We start from the raw sequence: 14,549 nt of genomic DNA, 5'->3' as shown, positions 1-14,549 counted from the left end.
AAGGTGTTGATTCCCATGGAAAAATGGATGCTTATTGATGGAAACAGTATTGCTTACCGCGCATTCTTCGCCATGCCTCCGCTAACCAATTCGGCGGGGCAGCACACGAATGCAATCTTTGGTTTTACGACCATGCTGCTTAAGCTGCTTGAGCAAGAGAAGCCGACTCATGTGCTTGTCGCATTCGATGCTGGCAAAATCACATTCCGCCACGAAGGCTATACCGAATATAAAGGCGGCAGGCAAAAGACGCCGCCAGAGCTGTCTGAGCAATTTCCGGTGCTTAAGGAACTGCTGAATGCATTCGGCATTTCGCAATATGAGCTTTCCGGCTATGAAGCCGATGATATTATTGGCACGTTGACTAAAGCTGCCGACGAGAAGGGCGTACCAGCATTCGTCGTCACGGGGGATAAGGATATGCTGCAGCTGGCGTCGGATAAGGTGACCATTGCGGTTACCCGTAAGGGCGTTAGCGAGGTAGATCTTTATACGCCAGAGGCGATTCAAGAGAAATACGGCTTGGTGCCGATGCAAATAATTGATCTTAAAGGGCTTATGGGCGATACCTCCGACAACATTCCTGGCGTGCCGGGCGTCGGCGAGAAGACCGCGCTGAAGCTGCTTCATGAGCATGGCTCGGTGGAGAGCGTTCTGGACAACCTCGACACGCTGAAAGGTAAGCTCAAGGAAAATATCGAGAACCACAAGGATGACGCGACGATGAGCAAGCGCCTGGCGACGATTTTCCGCGAGGTGCCGATGGAGAAGGGCGTCGAGGAAATCCGCTACGAGGGCTATGACGGCAAGAAGCTGGCCGAGGCGTTCCGCAAGCTGGAATTCAAATCTCTGATCGACCGGCTGGAGCTAGGCGACGATGCTGGCGATATGGAGGAGCAGGCGCAGGCTGCGGCTGCGGATCTGAATATTCATGTAATAGAATCGGACAAGGATGCCGCTGTGCTGGATAAGCTGATCGAGCTTCTCGGGCACTCGGACAAAAACGGCTTATACGTGGAAGCCATCGGCGAGAATCCGCATCAAGCCAAGCTGATCGGTCTTGCGATTGCGACGGAGCACGAGGTGTTTGCTCTACCTTATTCCGTTGTGAAGGAGCCTTTCGCAGCGAAGCTTCGCGACTGGCTGGAGCAGGCGGACAAGCCGAAGTATGGCTTTGACCAGCATAAGGTCGAGCTTGCGCTCAGGTGGAGCGGAATTAACTTTGAAGGCGCCGCGTTTGATGTGCAGCTTGCCGCTTATTTGCTAGACCCGACGGAAGCAAGCCAAACACTGAGCGGCATTAACGACAAGCAGGGACTCGCAGCGCTGCCTTCCGATGAATCGGTATACGGCAAAGGCGCAAGATTTAAAGTGCCGGAGGCAGAGACGCTATACCGTCATTTGGCGCTTAAGGCTGAAGCCGTCCGCCAATTAGTTCCTCTGTTGACGGAGGAGCTTAGCAAGACGGGCATGAGCAAGCTGTATTTTGACATGGAGCATCCGTTGTCCCGCATTCTTGCCGGTATGGAGTTTCTCGGCATCAAGGTGAAAACGGAGGAGCTCGAAGCGCTCGGCCGCAATTTGGAGAGCCAACTGACGACGATCATAAGCAGCGTGTACAAGCTTGCAGGGACGGAGTTCAATATTGGCTCGCCGAAGCAGCTTGGCGAGATTCTGTTTGAGAAGCTAGGCCTGCCGGCTAAGAAGAAAACAAAGACCGGCTATTCGACGGATGCCGAGGTGCTTGAAGAGCTCGCGCCATACCATGAGATCATTCCGCTTATTTTGCATTTCCGCCAGCTCTCCAAGCTGCAGTCTACTTACGTGGAAGGATTGCTGAAGGAGGTGCGCAAGGAAACGGGCAAGGTGCATACGTATTACCGCCAGACGATAGCGGCTACCGGGCGCCTTAGCAGCCAGTTCCCTAACCTGCAAAACATTCCGATCCGCCTGGAGGAAGGGCGCCAAATCCGTAAAGCTTTCGTGCCGTCCGAGCCGGGCTGGTCCATCCTTGCAGCCGATTACTCTCAAATTGAGCTGCGGGTGCTCGCGCATATTGCCGATGATGAGAATATGAAGGAAGCCTTCATCAACGACATGGATATTCATACGAAGACGGCTATGGACGTGTTCGGTGTATCAGCAGAGGAAGTGGACTCGAATATGCGCCGTTCCGCAAAGGCGGTCAACTTCGGCATCGTTTATGGAATCAGCGATTTTGGCCTATCGCAGAACCTAGGGATTACGCGTAAAGAGGCCGGGAAATTTATTGACGACTACAAGGAAGTGTTCAAAGGCGTCCGTCAATATATGAGCGACATCGTGAAGCAAGCACGGCAGGATGGCTATGTGGCTACGCTGCTGGAGCGACGCAGATATTTGAACGACATCAACGCTTCGAACTTCAATTTGCGCTCCTTTGCGGAACGAACGGCGATGAATACGCCGATTCAAGGGACTGCGGCGGATATTATCAAGCTGGCTATGGTGCATATGGACGCCGCCCTGCGCGAGCGCAAGCTGAAGAGCCGCATGCTGCTGCAGGTACACGATGAGCTCGTGTTCGAGGTTCCTGCGGACGAGCTTGAGCTGATGAAGACGCTGGTGCCGGAAGTGATGGCTGGAGCGCTTAAATTGGATGTGCCGCTCAAAGCGGATATGAGTTTCGGTGACAATTGGTATGAAGCGAAATAGCCCATTTTCGGCCGTTTTCAGGTATAATGGTTATTGAGGTGAGGAGAAATGCCTGAATTGCCAGAGGTAGAGACCGTAAGAAGAACGTTAATTGAACTAGTAGCGGGTAAACGAATCCAAGCGGTTACCGTTAGACTCCCGCGTATTATACAGCGTCCTGCAGAACCTGAACAATTCGCGGATGCCCTTGTCGGACATACCATCCAAACGGTGGAACGCCGTGGCAAGTTTTTGCGAATTATGTTGGATGGCTTAGTGCTTGTATCGCATTTGCGCATGGAGGGACGGTATGGTGTATTCCCATCGGAGGAGCCGATCGAGCTGCATACGCATGTGATTTTCCATTTCGAGGACGGTACGGATCTTCGCTATAAGGACGTGCGCCAGTTTGGCACGATGCATTTATTCCAAACGGGACATGAGCTGGAGCTTCCGCCGCTGAACAAGCTGGGGATTGAACCGCTGGAGCCTGGGTTTACCGTAGATGCGCTGCGCAGCAAGCTGGAGAAACGCGCTTCTAAGATTAAGCCGTTGCTGCTCAATCAAGAGCATATTGTTGGGCTTGGCAATATTTATGTGGATGAAGCGCTCTTTCAAGCGAAGATCCATCCGGAGAGAACGCCGAATACGCTTAAGCCAGCGGAATGGAAACGATTATACGAAGCGATTCGAACTACTCTCGGCAATGCCGTAGATGCAGGCGGATCGTCAATTAAATCGTACGTGAACGGACAGGGTGAAATGGGCATGTTCCAGCATCAGCTGCTCGTATACGGCAAGAAGGATGAGCCTTGTCCGACCTGTAAGAGACCGATACACAAATTCGTAGTTGGCGGCAGAGGCACCCATATATGCAGCAAATGCCAGCCGCTGTCGTTGTCAACGAAGGGCTAGGAAGAAATAGCATTTATAGCTGTGCATGCACAGACAAATACTCCCCGCATATGATAAGTGTGTTACGAACAATAGGCGAATGACTACTCACCCATGATGGTGAGCTGGGCTGCCGCCGTGCGGGGAGGGACTTTACGATTGTTCGCGCATGTTGCTTCGCTGTTGATTCTTGCTTTTGCCGTTAGTTTAGACGGATTTGGTGTTGGCATTACGTATGGGCTACGCAGAATTCGTATTCCATTGCTGTCTGTCATCATCATCGCGGGCTGTTCAGGATTGATTATTTTCTTATCCATGCAGGTTGGCGGCTGGCTGACCGGCTTTCTCACCGAATTTGTGGCGAGGCTAATTGGGGCATGCGTTCTGATTTTGATTGGATGCTGGGCGCTATTGCAATGGAGGCGCGGAAGGCAAAATCAAGAGAGTGCGGACAGCCAAGGACCATCGGGTACAGAAATCGAAGCCGATAGGGAATTGCCAACCGGAGATATTGCTGCCGCGGCGTTAGTTGTGATGGTTGAACTAAAGCGTTTAGGCCTCGTCATTCAAATTCTTCGAACTCCGCAAGTGGCTGACGTCGACAAATCGGGTACGATTTCCGCTTCAGAGGCGGTCATGCTCGGCGTTGCGTTATCGTTAGATGCCTTCGGAGCAGGGCTAGGCGCGGCCATGATTGGTTTGCCTGCGTTGCTGACTTCGATTGCGATAATGGCAGCCAGCGCGATTTTTCTTGTGGGAGGCATTCGGTTCGGTTTTCGTTTCTCAGCTTGGAAGGGCATGCAAGCCTTGTCCATGCTGCCAGGTCTATTATTAATCGTAATGGGAATCATGAAGCTGTTATAATTTGAGGTGAAATGGATGAAAATCGGATTAACCGGCGGTATTGCCAGCGGTAAAAGCACAATCGCAAACTTACTCGTAGAACGCGGTGCGCTGCTGGTCGATGCCGATCGAGTCGCAAGGGAAGTCGTTCAACGAGGTGAACCAGCATTAGAGGCAATTGCCTCTACGTTCGGACAAGCTTTACTTGAAGCGGATGGCTCGCTCAATCGGAAGGCACTTGGCGAAATCGTATTTCGCGATAAAGCTTCATTAGCGAAGCTTGAAGCCATTACCCATCCGGCAATTCGAACCCTCATGCAGGAGCGGATACATAAGTATGCCGAGCAATTCCCTAATCGGCTAGTCATTGCAGACGTCCCTTTGTTGTATGAAACCAATCAGGCGCATTTATATGAAGGCATTATGGTGGTGTATGTGCCTGCAGCGGTTCAGATTTCCCGATTAATGGCACGCAATCTGTATACGGAAGAAGAAGCGAAGCGGCGTGTAGAGCTGCAAATGGATATTGAGCTGAAGCGGCAGAAAGCGGAATGGGTCATCGACAACAGCGGAACGCTAGAGGAAACAAAGCGGCAGATCAACGAATTTTGGAAGAGCCAGAGATTGCCATGAGAGTGCTGCTAAAGAAAAGAGTGCTGCTTGTGTTGCTGTTGGCGCTGATTACGATTTTGTTTCTAAAGTCCGATTGGCTTGCGGAGTGGATGTATCCGGTGCATTACAAGGATGATATTCGCGCAAGCGCCGCAAATTACGGCGTAGAGCCGCATTTGGTTGCCGCGATTATTCGTAGCGAAACCAATTATCAAACAGGTAAGGATTCGAAGAAGGGCGCGCTCGGGCTGATGCAAATTATGCCGGACACGGCCAATTGGGTTGTTCAGAAGGCTGGTTTTGCTGAAGTAACAGAGGACATGCTTCGGCATCGGGCCGATGTGAGCATCGAAGTAGGGGCTTGGTACTTAAAGTCTTTGGATCAGCAATTCGATCAAAATAAAATCGCAGCCGTAGCCGCATACAATGCCGGTCCAGGTAATGTTCGGAAGTGGCTTGACTCGGGAGTATGGGACGGTACAATAGATACTGTACAACAGATTCCATTTGGCGAGACCAGGCATTATGTACAGCGGGTGTTCTATTATTATAATAAGTACAAGGATTTATATCCGAGCTTCTAAATACGGAACGACACCAAATGCGAAAATACAATGAAGCCTTGGAAGCCCGCCGCTTCATGGGCGGGCTAGATCCAAAGCTTCCGTTATTCATACAACAAGTAATAAAGCATTATTTGTATTGACCAGCAAGAGATTGCTCGGCAATTTGCACCAGGCGACGAGTGATGTATCCACCGATCGAGCCTGCGTCTTTTGTAGCCATGTTGCCGTAGTATCCGTCTTGCGGAATCGCGATGCCTAGCTCTTGAGCAACTTCATATTTCATTTGGTCAAGGGCAGCTGTCGCTTGTGGCACTACCAATTGGTTACTGCTGCGGGATGCGCTCATGTATGTTCACCTCCTTGCGGTTGGTAAAAGTATTATGTGCAAAAATCAAAAGTTCATTACAGGAATTACATGGAAATTAAAATTTATTTGAGAAGAGCCGTTTTCAAAGGCTTTTGCAATGAAGAAAGGAGGCGCAACGCAGCATGAAATGCCCATATTGCGACTATGCCGGAACCAAAGTATTAGATTCCAGGCCCGCCAATGAAAACAAATCAATTCGTCGCCGCCGTGAATGCGAGAAGTGCAGCCGTCGCTTCACGACCTTCGAAATGATTGAAGAAACGCCTCTAATTGTGATCAAAAAAGACGGAAGCCGCGAAGAGTTCAGCCGCGATAAGATTTTGCGTGGGTTGATACGCGCCTGCGAGAAGCGTCCAGTGCCAGTAGAGCGGCTGGAGGTTATTGTGTCCGAGGTAGAGAAGGAGCTGCGTACAACGGCGCATGCCGAGGTTGACAGCAGCGATATTGGCTCGATTGTCATGAATGAGCTCTATCCTGTCGATGAGGTCGCTTACGTCCGCTTCGCATCCGTATACCGTCAATTCAAGGACATCGATATGTTCATGAAGGAGCTTAACAGCTTGCTCTCCAAACATCCGCTTAACGGCATGATAGATAAGGATTGACAATTCTAGCCAACCTGTGCTAAACTCAATCTTGTCGTTATTTAGAGCAAATAAGAGTAAATGCTTTTATGCTCAGAAGATGAATACCAGCACTAGATTGATTCTGGGGGCTTAGCTCAGCTGGGAGAGCGCTTGCATGGCATGCAAGAGGTCAGCGGTTCGATCCCGCTAGTCTCCACCAATAAAACAAATCAACCACGTCCATAGGACGTGGTTTTCTGTTTTATTGTTGGAATGCCTAAGGAATGAAATCATAATAATGTTGAGAAGGGGGGTTTACGATGGATTATCTACAGGCGATTCAGCGTTTTGTTGATTCAGTGGAAGAGCATATCGAGGAACAAATCGACATTGACCGTTTGATTGGAATGACCTATATCTCGAAGTTCCATTTCTATCGTCTCTTTACAGCAGTGGTCGGTATAACGATATACGATTACATAAGGAAGAGGAAATTGATTTGTGCTGCTGCTGAATTGAGAAAAGCTCGCGGCAGTATTTTGGATATTGCAGTTAAATACGGTTTTGGCTCACAGGAGGTTTTTAGCCGCAATTTCAAAAAAATGTATCAGATTCCCCCCGCAAAATATCGTTCAATGTATGCAGGCAAGGATCATCGATTGGGTGAACTGTCATCGAGAATCGATATAGAATCGATCTGGTTGGATATTCAAGCAAAACATGGCCATGTGCTCGTAACTGACCATCATGAAAAGATTGAAAATATACAGCTCGTCGGCATGGAACGACTGTCGTGCGATGAGAATGTGAGCACAATCTTTCCGTTTATCGAATCGTTCATTCAACAAGCTGAAGGAATTTCTAACCGGAAATCGGATACTGTATTCCGTCTGTGCTACGACATTTCTTACATCGGCGAAACAGCTTATTTTAAGGAAATGGTTGCGGTTGAAGTGAAGGAGTTGGGGATTCTCCCGTCAGGAATGATGCAAATCGAATTAAACGGGCTGAACATGATGAAGTTCGTACATCGGGGCAAGTTGTTTCAAACGAATAAGGACAACATTCTCTCAACCTACCATTTTTTGTACCAATACCGCATTCCTGCTTCAAATGCGAAACTGACAGGCGAGCTTCTGCTTGAAAAGTATTTACCTACATTTGAATCTCCTTACTCAGACGATGCGGAGGTGGAAATTTACCTTTCGGTTCAGTAGCCCTTTCTCTATATGTTGTAAATGAGAGCAATAAACGTCAAACGTGACCTGTGACTTCTTGCTAAAGTAAAGGCAAGAATGAAAGGAAGTGAATGATGTGCGCTTTAATTCGAATGTCAGGTTAATAGCTGTTGTCTGTTTATTCTATTTGATGCCAATTACTTCGAATCTCTATATGTTGACGGCTTGGCTAGCGCCAGCCCTGCTGCTGATCTATATGTATAGAGAAAGAGTAAAACAATCAGTCCCGATTGCACTTGCGTTCGTCAGTGTCGTGATGATCATTTCCAATCGAAGTGTCATTCCGGGTGGTCTCGTAGTTGACTCAATCACGGTGTTGATTTCTACCGTTATGTTGATTGTGCTGCTGTTGTTAAATAAATGGGTGGTCACTCAAACCAGACATGTAGCATCTTTGTTATTTTTTCCGTTGTTGATGACATCATTTGAATATTTTGCAAGCTATGGGAATGCGTTCGGGACATTTAATTCTGCTGCATACAGTCAATTGGCGATAAGACCCATTGCGATGTTGGCATCTGTGTTTGGGATATGGGGGATCATATTTATCCAGTATTTGTTCGCTTCGCTGATGTCATATACGTTTCAATCCGGATTTCGCGATGGTGTTCGACAACATAAACGGCTATTGTTCATTACTGTAACGGTATTATTACTAGTTGTCGGAGGAGGCATCGTGCCGGAATCGGGACAGAATCAGGCAGAAACGATCAAGGTGACAGGTATTACTCCTGAACGAATGAAATGGGATGACACAATACAACAATTATTCGACCAATGGGGAAAGACCGGATTTTATGATCAACTAGCGGAACAGCCCGCTTTAATCGAACAGATAAATCGTATAAATGAAGGCTTGTTCCTCCGTACTGAGCAGGAGCTCGAACGTGGCAGCAGCTTGATCAGTTGGTCGGAGGGAGCTTCGATTGTGCTGGAACAAGAGGAAGGGGCATTTCTGCGGCGTTTGCAGTCATTGTCGGCAGCGCATGGAGCGGTTTTGGTTGCAGGATATGTGAGAATAAACGCACCGGAAGGAGCTAAGATGGACAACCAAGTGGTTATTATTGATGCAGATAGCACGATAATAGCGGAATACTCCAAATTCTCTTTAGTACCAGGGGAGGAGCGCTACTTCCGTAAAGGGGAAGAGGCGGTACCAGTTGTCGAGACAGCCATAGGGAAAATTGCGGCAGCGATCTGCTTCGATGCAGATTTCCCACACCGAATTCGCGAAGCCGGTTTGCAAAATCCTGATATACTCATTATTCCATCCAGCGACTGGGAGTCAATTACACCTTATCATACGGAAATCAGCGCTTTTCGAGCGATCGAAAATCAGATGCCAGTTCTGCGCGTCACACATGCCGGAATGAGTGCGGTATATGATTCGAAGGGTCGGAAGGTCGCAGAAATGAACGATTTGGATAGCGATCACGGCAAAGTCTTGACCGCGGAGCTTCCTTTATCAGATCGGAAACATACCGCATATAAGACTATCGGAGATCTATTGCCATTACTGTGCGGAGCGGCATCTTTACTGATTCTTACTATTACCGTAGCAGTAACAATTATCAGCAAAGTGCGTAAAGCACGAACAACATTTTGAGTTCGATTGTGCTAACAAAGAGAAACTGCTCATCCTCGGCCACAGCCAGGTTTGGGCAGTTTCTTTTTGTTAGTTGAATGTCTTTAGAAGGCGTTTCGCCATCCCATTAAAAGCTAGGGGATAGTCCGTGGTTATCATGATGTGATTACTTATTAATCAACTGTGCTTCCTGTAAGAATCTTGTTACAATGGCAGCAGTTTGTGCACGCGTTAGGTGACTTGCTGCTGTAAGCTGTTGATTGTTGCCTTGCATAATATTGTTAATGACCATAAGTGCTACGGCTTGCTTCGCCCAACCAGAAACTTGTTGTTTGTCCTCGAACGAACTTAATGCATCATTCGCTTCGGCATCCGTCACGGTCGATGCAAGCGAAGTGATCGCCATCGCTCTAGATAAGATCACAGCGGCTTCTTGCCTTGTAATCGTCTGATAAGGTTTGAACGTGTGATCCTCAAAACCTTGAACAAGTTGATAAGTTAACGCGGTTTGTACAACAGATGCAAACCAATCTGTTGACTTCACATCCTGTGGCAAGTTGATCTGCTCAACTGACTTCAAGCCCAATGCTCTAACAACAATTGCGAGAAACTCTACACGGGTGATGTCTTGATCAGGCAGAAAGGTTGTTGCTGTAACACCATTCACAATGAGGCGCGAAGCCATATTGTTGACATCATTTTGACTCCAATGTCCTTGCACATCCGCGAATTTCTTCGAGTTCCATATAATCGCATAGGTACTATTCGTTAAGCTATTCATTACGGCATGCAGTTTGCCATCTTTAGTAAAGATATTTGTTGGAATGTGGGATATTGTTCCATCTTCATTTAATACAACGCCTGTTGTGATTTGAGTGGGATCGGTTAAATTTGGCAATACAATTTCACGTGACACATAACGATTAAATTGATCGATCTTAATGGTACGATCTCCATACATAGCTATAATTTCAAAATTAATCGCTGGAGCAGCCAAAGTGACATTTTGGTTTGCAATGGCAGAATCAAGCAACTTCTTACTTTCAATAGAAGGTTTTCCTAAGCGAATGCTTAACTTAATATCTTCTAGCTTCACGTTATTGCCAAACTGAGACGCGATTTGATCCATACTGAGCTGCTTCGATGGGATGGTATAAATAGCATCATTGGTCTCAATTTTAATAACGGTATTTGTTTTCTCTAACGATTTAATCACTTTACCGCTCAATTCTGTCTGGATTACATCTGATTTAGAAGTTACTGGAATAATGAGTGTTTGATTGTTTTTACCTTCCATTGCAGCATTCAATTTCTCCGTATCAAGGGATACAATCGTCGTCGATTGACCTCCTACTACCACTTCTTTTAACGTCGCTATTTTATCTAGCGTTACACCATCCAATAGTATTGGATTATCTGGTTTTGGGTTAATGGGTTGCGTGGTTGGTGGCCCGCTTTCTGTAACTTTAGGTGCGAAGCTTTTGATAATCGTGATATTATCGGCATAGTAGTTTGCTGTAGCTAGATCATCTTTACCATCGTTATTGAAATCTCCAGCCGCAACCGACCGAGGCATGACATCGGTACTATAACTATTTTCCAAGTTAAAACTGCCCGTGCCATCGCCTAAAAATACAGATACTGACCGCAATAAAGCAGGAACTGCAATATCCAACTTCCCATCTCCATTATAATCACCAACTGCTAGTGAAAAAACCTGATTCGAAAAGGTAGAAATCGTTTCCTCTCGTAATGTGCCCGTTTGATTACCAAAAAGAATATGAAGCGAATATTCTGACGGACCATTATTAGCAACCGCTATATCAACCCATCCATCATGGTTAAAATCACCTGTAGCAATCGCGCTTGGTTCGTTGTTGCCCCCATATTCGTCACCGGAGGTAAACGTTCCATCCCCTTGTCCATACAAGATATATACTTTCTTCGTTCCTTTGTTTGCTATGGCCAGATCGATCTTGTCATCATCATTAAAATGACCCGAAACGATGGAATTGGGGGAGGAGATTCGATGATCAACGGGATGATCTACCAGTTGAAATTCCCCTTTGCCGTCTCCAAGCAACACGCTTAATTGGTTTGATCCTGTATGTGCTACGGCTAGATCGGGATTATGGTCTCCGTTAAAATCAGCAACAGTTATTGTTCTAGCTTTAGAACCAGATGCGGTACTAGATACAACATTACTGCTAATAAATGATCCTGTCCCATCGTTTAATAAGCGCGTTATGGTATTATCGCCAGAATTAGCAATGACCAGATCTGGTTTGCCGTCGAGGTTAAGGTCAACGGGCAAAATTTGAACAGGCTTACTGCCCACTGCATAATTAACGGCAGCTGCAAACTGACCTTTCCCATTACCTCGCAGGATGGACACATTATTAGAATTATAATTTGCCGTTGCTATATCCAAATTTCCATCTCCGTCAAAGTCGAAACTTGTAACTGACGTTGGTTGACTGCCACTAACCTCATAATTAACGGACGCAATTAACGTTCCGTCTCCTCTACCTAACAATAAGGCGGAAAAATTCACATTATTACCAAACTCATCATAATTTGTTGCGACTACATCCAATTTATGATCAGAATTGAAATCAGCAATAACGACCTGAGAGTAAGAGCCTTGTACAGCATATCGATCTGCGGCTTGCAGGGATAGCACGGATCCTACACTATTATTTAGTAAAATGGATACTTGAGTTGCCTCTGAACAACCAACAGCCAAATCAAGATCGCCATCACCGTCTAGATCCCCGAGAGCAAGCGAGTAAGGATCATCAAGACCAGGCACGTATGAATTTGGACAGCTTGCCTTAAATTTAACGGCAGATGCAAATGAACCTTGTCCGTCACCTTGAAGTATAGAAATTCCAGCCGAGTCTCCAGTAGTAACCGCAATAATATCCGCATGGCCATCCCCATTCATATCTCCAATAACAGATGTTCTTGGGTTGTTCCCTATTGGATATTCAGTAGTTGACATCGACGACAAGTTCCCATTATTAGTTAAAATAGAAACTTTCCCTTCGCTGCTATGGGTAATAATAAAATCTAAGTTGCCATCCCCGTTAATGTCACTGGCAGTAATAGAACTAGGCTCATACCCTACTCGAATCGGGATCGGCTCACTAAATGCAAGCGTTCCATCCGATTGTGGAGCTTCACCAAGTAACAATACAATGTGATGCTCATTTGTAAGCGAGTCACGGTTTGATACAGCCAAATCCATAAACGAATCTTTGTTGAAATCCCCTATGGTTACTGAATTAGGCGTAAAGGTGTTGTAGTCAACGCTTTCGATATAGACACTATAGTTAACTGTGGACTTAAACTCCCCGTCTGCTTGACCAACCAATACAGAAACCGTACTGGAATGAATATCACTTGCTCCATTCCCACTGTTAGCTGTTACAATATCTGCGATGTTGTCCCCGTTCAGATCGCCAACAGCTACATCACTAGGTTTCATACCAACCGGATAATGTTTCTCCTGATAAAGACCTGAAGGATCATTAAGTAGAATTGAAACCTGGTTCTCATACGAGTTCGCAGTTACTAGATCAGGTAGCCCATCTTTATTAAAATCACCAACGGCAGTTGCATTAGGCTGAGCGCCTAATCCGATGTTTTCCGCTCCTTCAAAGTTTGATTTGCCTAACGCAGAAGAAGGTAAAAGAAGTGCAAATAAACATAAACTTATAACAATTAATTTTAATCTCCTAGAACTAGATTTCTTCGGCTTAATTCTCAAAATATCCATCTCCCTTACATATTTCGACACGTTTACATGCGCAAACATAGCATAAAATATTCCAGTTAGTCAATATAAATCTCTATGTATCCGCGTGTGACAAGGACATTCCAGCGTGGGCAAATGCGAGCGCTGCATGTTATAATAATTCTTTCGTGGCAGAAGGGGGAACAATGAATAAAGAGACATCTGAGAAAAAGCTATTCTATTTGGATGGCATAAGGGGACTTGCGGCATTTGCCGTAGTTATCGCACACTATATTCAAGTATTTTATCCAGCTGCATTAAATGGAAGAGCGGAACAAGCTCATTTTAAATGGGATATCTGGTACGGCCATTCTCCGATTAATTTATTTTATAATGGGCAATTTGCCGTTTGTTTGTTTTTTGTGCTAAGCGGTTATGTGCTCAGCGTCAAAATGTTTGAGAAAGGGATCGATAATGATACCTTTCAAAAATTGCTGCATTCGAGCGCCATACGAAGGTACATTCGGCTTGCCGTCCCGGCAGCGGTATCTGTATTGCTTGCTTACCTAGCCATCATTACGAACGCGTTTCATCTCCAAGAAATATGGGGGATGACATGGACGGATATGAAAAAGGACTACTATGCATTAGATACAAATCTATATACCGTTATTAAGGCTGCTATTTTTGATCCGTTTTTCCGGTTTTCTGGGCATCCATATAATCCAGTCCTTTGGACCATGGGCTACGAGCTATTAGGCTCTTTTTTGATTTTCGGTTTTCTAGCTGTATTTGGACGGGTGAAAAAAAGATGGATTGTGTATGTGGTCTTGTCCGTTGCGTTTATTCAAACTTATTTTGTCGCTTTTTTGTGGGGGATGCTGCTGGCCGATCTACTTAAGCACAAATGGGTCCAAAGTAAGTTAGCGGCAATACTTGTGCTTTTTATGGGGATTTACTTAGGTTCGGCGCCTTATACTTCGTTAATGGGGACCATGTATGAACCCATAGAAGTGTGGACAAACCATATTAACCAATGGATTCAATTTAACATTGATCCACGGATGCTTGCACGAACCTTAGGTTCTGCTATGATTTTGTTTGCTCTGCTTCGTATAAAAGTGCTTCAGCATATGTTTGGATGGAAACCGTTTGCTTATTTAGGGCAGATTTCATTTTCCCTTTATCTCATTCATTTCACATTCCTAAATACGTTCTCTGCGTTCCTGTTTAGTAAAATGATTCATCATTATAGCTATAATTTTGCCTATGCCATTACATTTCTAGTTTCCATGGTACCCTTATTTATTTTGTCGCACTATTACATGAAATATATCGATCAAGGTGCATTAAAACTGGCTCGAATAGTTGAAAAGAAAATGATGGCATCAGCCTCAGCCTCAACACCAACCATAAAACAAAAAAACACGTCCATGTGATGTGTTTTTTTGTTTATATTGGCTGAA

The 14,549-nt window shown here is 45.9% G+C and carries 11 protein-coding genes and 1 tRNA gene; 10 read left to right on the top strand and 2 right to left on the bottom strand.

All coding sequences use genetic code 11. The annotated features are described in order from the left end of the window. The first annotated feature begins 15 nt into the window (after positions 1-15). The 5 genes from polA to FJQ58_RS16420 all read left to right on the top strand — a co-directional run bounded on the left by polA (position 16) and on the right by FJQ58_RS16420 (position 5,606). The gene (polA, locus tag FJQ58_RS16440; protein WP_139995315.1) at positions 16-2,694 is read left to right on the top strand and encodes a DNA polymerase I; all 2,679 of its coding nucleotides are present in this window, start codon (positions 16-18) and stop codon (positions 2,692-2,694) included. Between the two features lie 48 nt (positions 2,695-2,742). Further along, the gene (gene mutM / locus FJQ58_RS16435; protein WP_139995313.1) at positions 2,743-3,588 is read left to right on the top strand and encodes a DNA-formamidopyrimidine glycosylase; all 846 of its coding nucleotides are present in this window, start codon (positions 2,743-2,745) and stop codon (positions 3,586-3,588) included. Between the two features lie 138 nt (positions 3,589-3,726). After that, positions 3,727-4,431: a sporulation membrane protein YtaF gene (ytaF, locus tag FJQ58_RS16430; protein ID WP_238404092.1), complete on the top strand. Its 705-nt coding sequence runs from the start codon at positions 3,727-3,729 to the stop codon at positions 4,429-4,431. A 15-nt stretch (positions 4,432-4,446) separates the two neighbouring features. Beyond that, positions 4,447-5,043: a dephospho-CoA kinase gene (gene coaE, locus FJQ58_RS16425; protein ID WP_139995311.1), complete on the top strand. Its 597-nt coding sequence runs from the start codon at positions 4,447-4,449 to the stop codon at positions 5,041-5,043. Then, entirely contained in the window at positions 5,040-5,606 is a 567-nt protein-coding gene (locus FJQ58_RS16420; protein WP_139995309.1) for a lytic transglycosylase domain-containing protein, read from the top strand. The genes coaE and FJQ58_RS16420 overlap by 4 nt, the downstream gene beginning before the upstream one ends. A 109-nt stretch (positions 5,607-5,715) precedes the next feature. Here the strand turns inward: FJQ58_RS16420 and FJQ58_RS16415 are convergent, their stop codons facing one another. Then, positions 5,716-5,934: an alpha/beta-type small acid-soluble spore protein gene (locus FJQ58_RS16415; RefSeq protein WP_053377233.1), complete on the bottom strand. Its 219-nt coding sequence runs from the start codon at positions 5,932-5,934 to the stop codon at positions 5,716-5,718. Between the two features lie 143 nt (positions 5,935-6,077). Between FJQ58_RS16415 and nrdR the strand changes: the two genes are divergently transcribed. The 4 genes from nrdR (at position 6,078) to FJQ58_RS16395 (ending at position 9,365) form a co-directional block, all read left to right on the top strand. Beyond that, complete coding sequence (nrdR, locus tag FJQ58_RS16410; protein WP_139995307.1) at positions 6,078-6,560, top strand: transcriptional regulator NrdR; 483 nt, start codon at positions 6,078-6,080, stop codon at positions 6,558-6,560. A 105-nt stretch (positions 6,561-6,665) separates the two neighbouring features. Next, a tRNA-Ala gene (locus tag FJQ58_RS16405) sits at positions 6,666-6,741 on the top strand. 100 nt (positions 6,742-6,841) lie between these two features. Further along, positions 6,842-7,738 carry an AraC family transcriptional regulator gene (locus FJQ58_RS16400; RefSeq protein WP_139995305.1) on the top strand — a complete coding sequence of 299 codons (897 nt, stop codon included), beginning with the start codon at positions 6,842-6,844 and terminating at the stop codon, positions 7,736-7,738. Between the two features lie 97 nt (positions 7,739-7,835). Then, entirely contained in the window at positions 7,836-9,365 is a 1,530-nt protein-coding gene (locus FJQ58_RS16395) for an apolipoprotein N-acyltransferase (protein ID WP_139995303.1), read from the top strand. Between the two features lie 145 nt (positions 9,366-9,510). Here FJQ58_RS16395 and FJQ58_RS16390 read toward each other — a convergent pair whose 3' ends face one another. Further along, positions 9,511-13,116 (bottom strand): FG-GAP-like repeat-containing protein, encoded by a 3,606-nt coding sequence (locus FJQ58_RS16390; protein WP_162341519.1) that lies wholly within the window; start codon positions 13,114-13,116, stop codon positions 9,511-9,513. Positions 13,117-13,289: 173 nt separating this feature from the next. Between FJQ58_RS16390 and FJQ58_RS16385 the strand changes: the two genes are divergently transcribed. Next, the gene (locus FJQ58_RS16385; protein WP_139995299.1) at positions 13,290-14,522 is read left to right on the top strand and encodes an acyltransferase family protein; all 1,233 of its coding nucleotides are present in this window, start codon (positions 13,290-13,292) and stop codon (positions 14,520-14,522) included. The last annotated feature ends 27 nt before the right edge of the window (positions 14,523-14,549 follow it).

It is taken from the genome of Paenibacillus paridis (assembly GCF_006345825.1).
Classification (GTDB): domain Bacteria; phylum Bacillota; class Bacilli; order Paenibacillales; family Paenibacillaceae; genus Pristimantibacillus; species Pristimantibacillus paridis.
Note: the sequence above shows the minus strand (reverse complement) of the source record. Positions and strands in the feature narration are given on the sequence as shown.

What these genes read in the sequence shown, in the direction of transcription:
- coaE (WP_139995311.1), top strand. Translation starts at nt 4,447, where the DNA reads ATGAAAATCGGATTAACCGGCGGTATTGCCAGCGGTAAAAGCACAATC.
- FJQ58_RS16385 (WP_139995299.1), top strand. Translation starts at nt 13,290, where the DNA reads ATGAATAAAGAGACATCTGAGAAAAAGCTATTCTATTTGGATGGCATA.
- mutM (WP_139995313.1), top strand. Translation starts at nt 2,743, where the DNA reads ATGCCTGAATTGCCAGAGGTAGAGACCGTAAGAAGAACGTTAATTGAA.
- FJQ58_RS16400 (WP_139995305.1), top strand. Translation starts at nt 6,842, where the DNA reads ATGGATTATCTACAGGCGATTCAGCGTTTTGTTGATTCAGTGGAAGAG.
- FJQ58_RS16415 (WP_053377233.1), bottom strand. Translation starts at nt 5,934, where the DNA reads ATGAGCGCATCCCGCAGCAGTAACCAATTGGTAGTGCCACAAGCGACA.
- FJQ58_RS16420 (WP_139995309.1), top strand. Translation starts at nt 5,040, where the DNA reads ATGAGAGTGCTGCTAAAGAAAAGAGTGCTGCTTGTGTTGCTGTTGGCG.
- nrdR (WP_139995307.1), top strand. Translation starts at nt 6,078, where the DNA reads ATGAAATGCCCATATTGCGACTATGCCGGAACCAAAGTATTAGATTCC.
- polA (WP_139995315.1), top strand. Translation starts at nt 16, where the DNA reads ATGGAAAAATGGATGCTTATTGATGGAAACAGTATTGCTTACCGCGCA.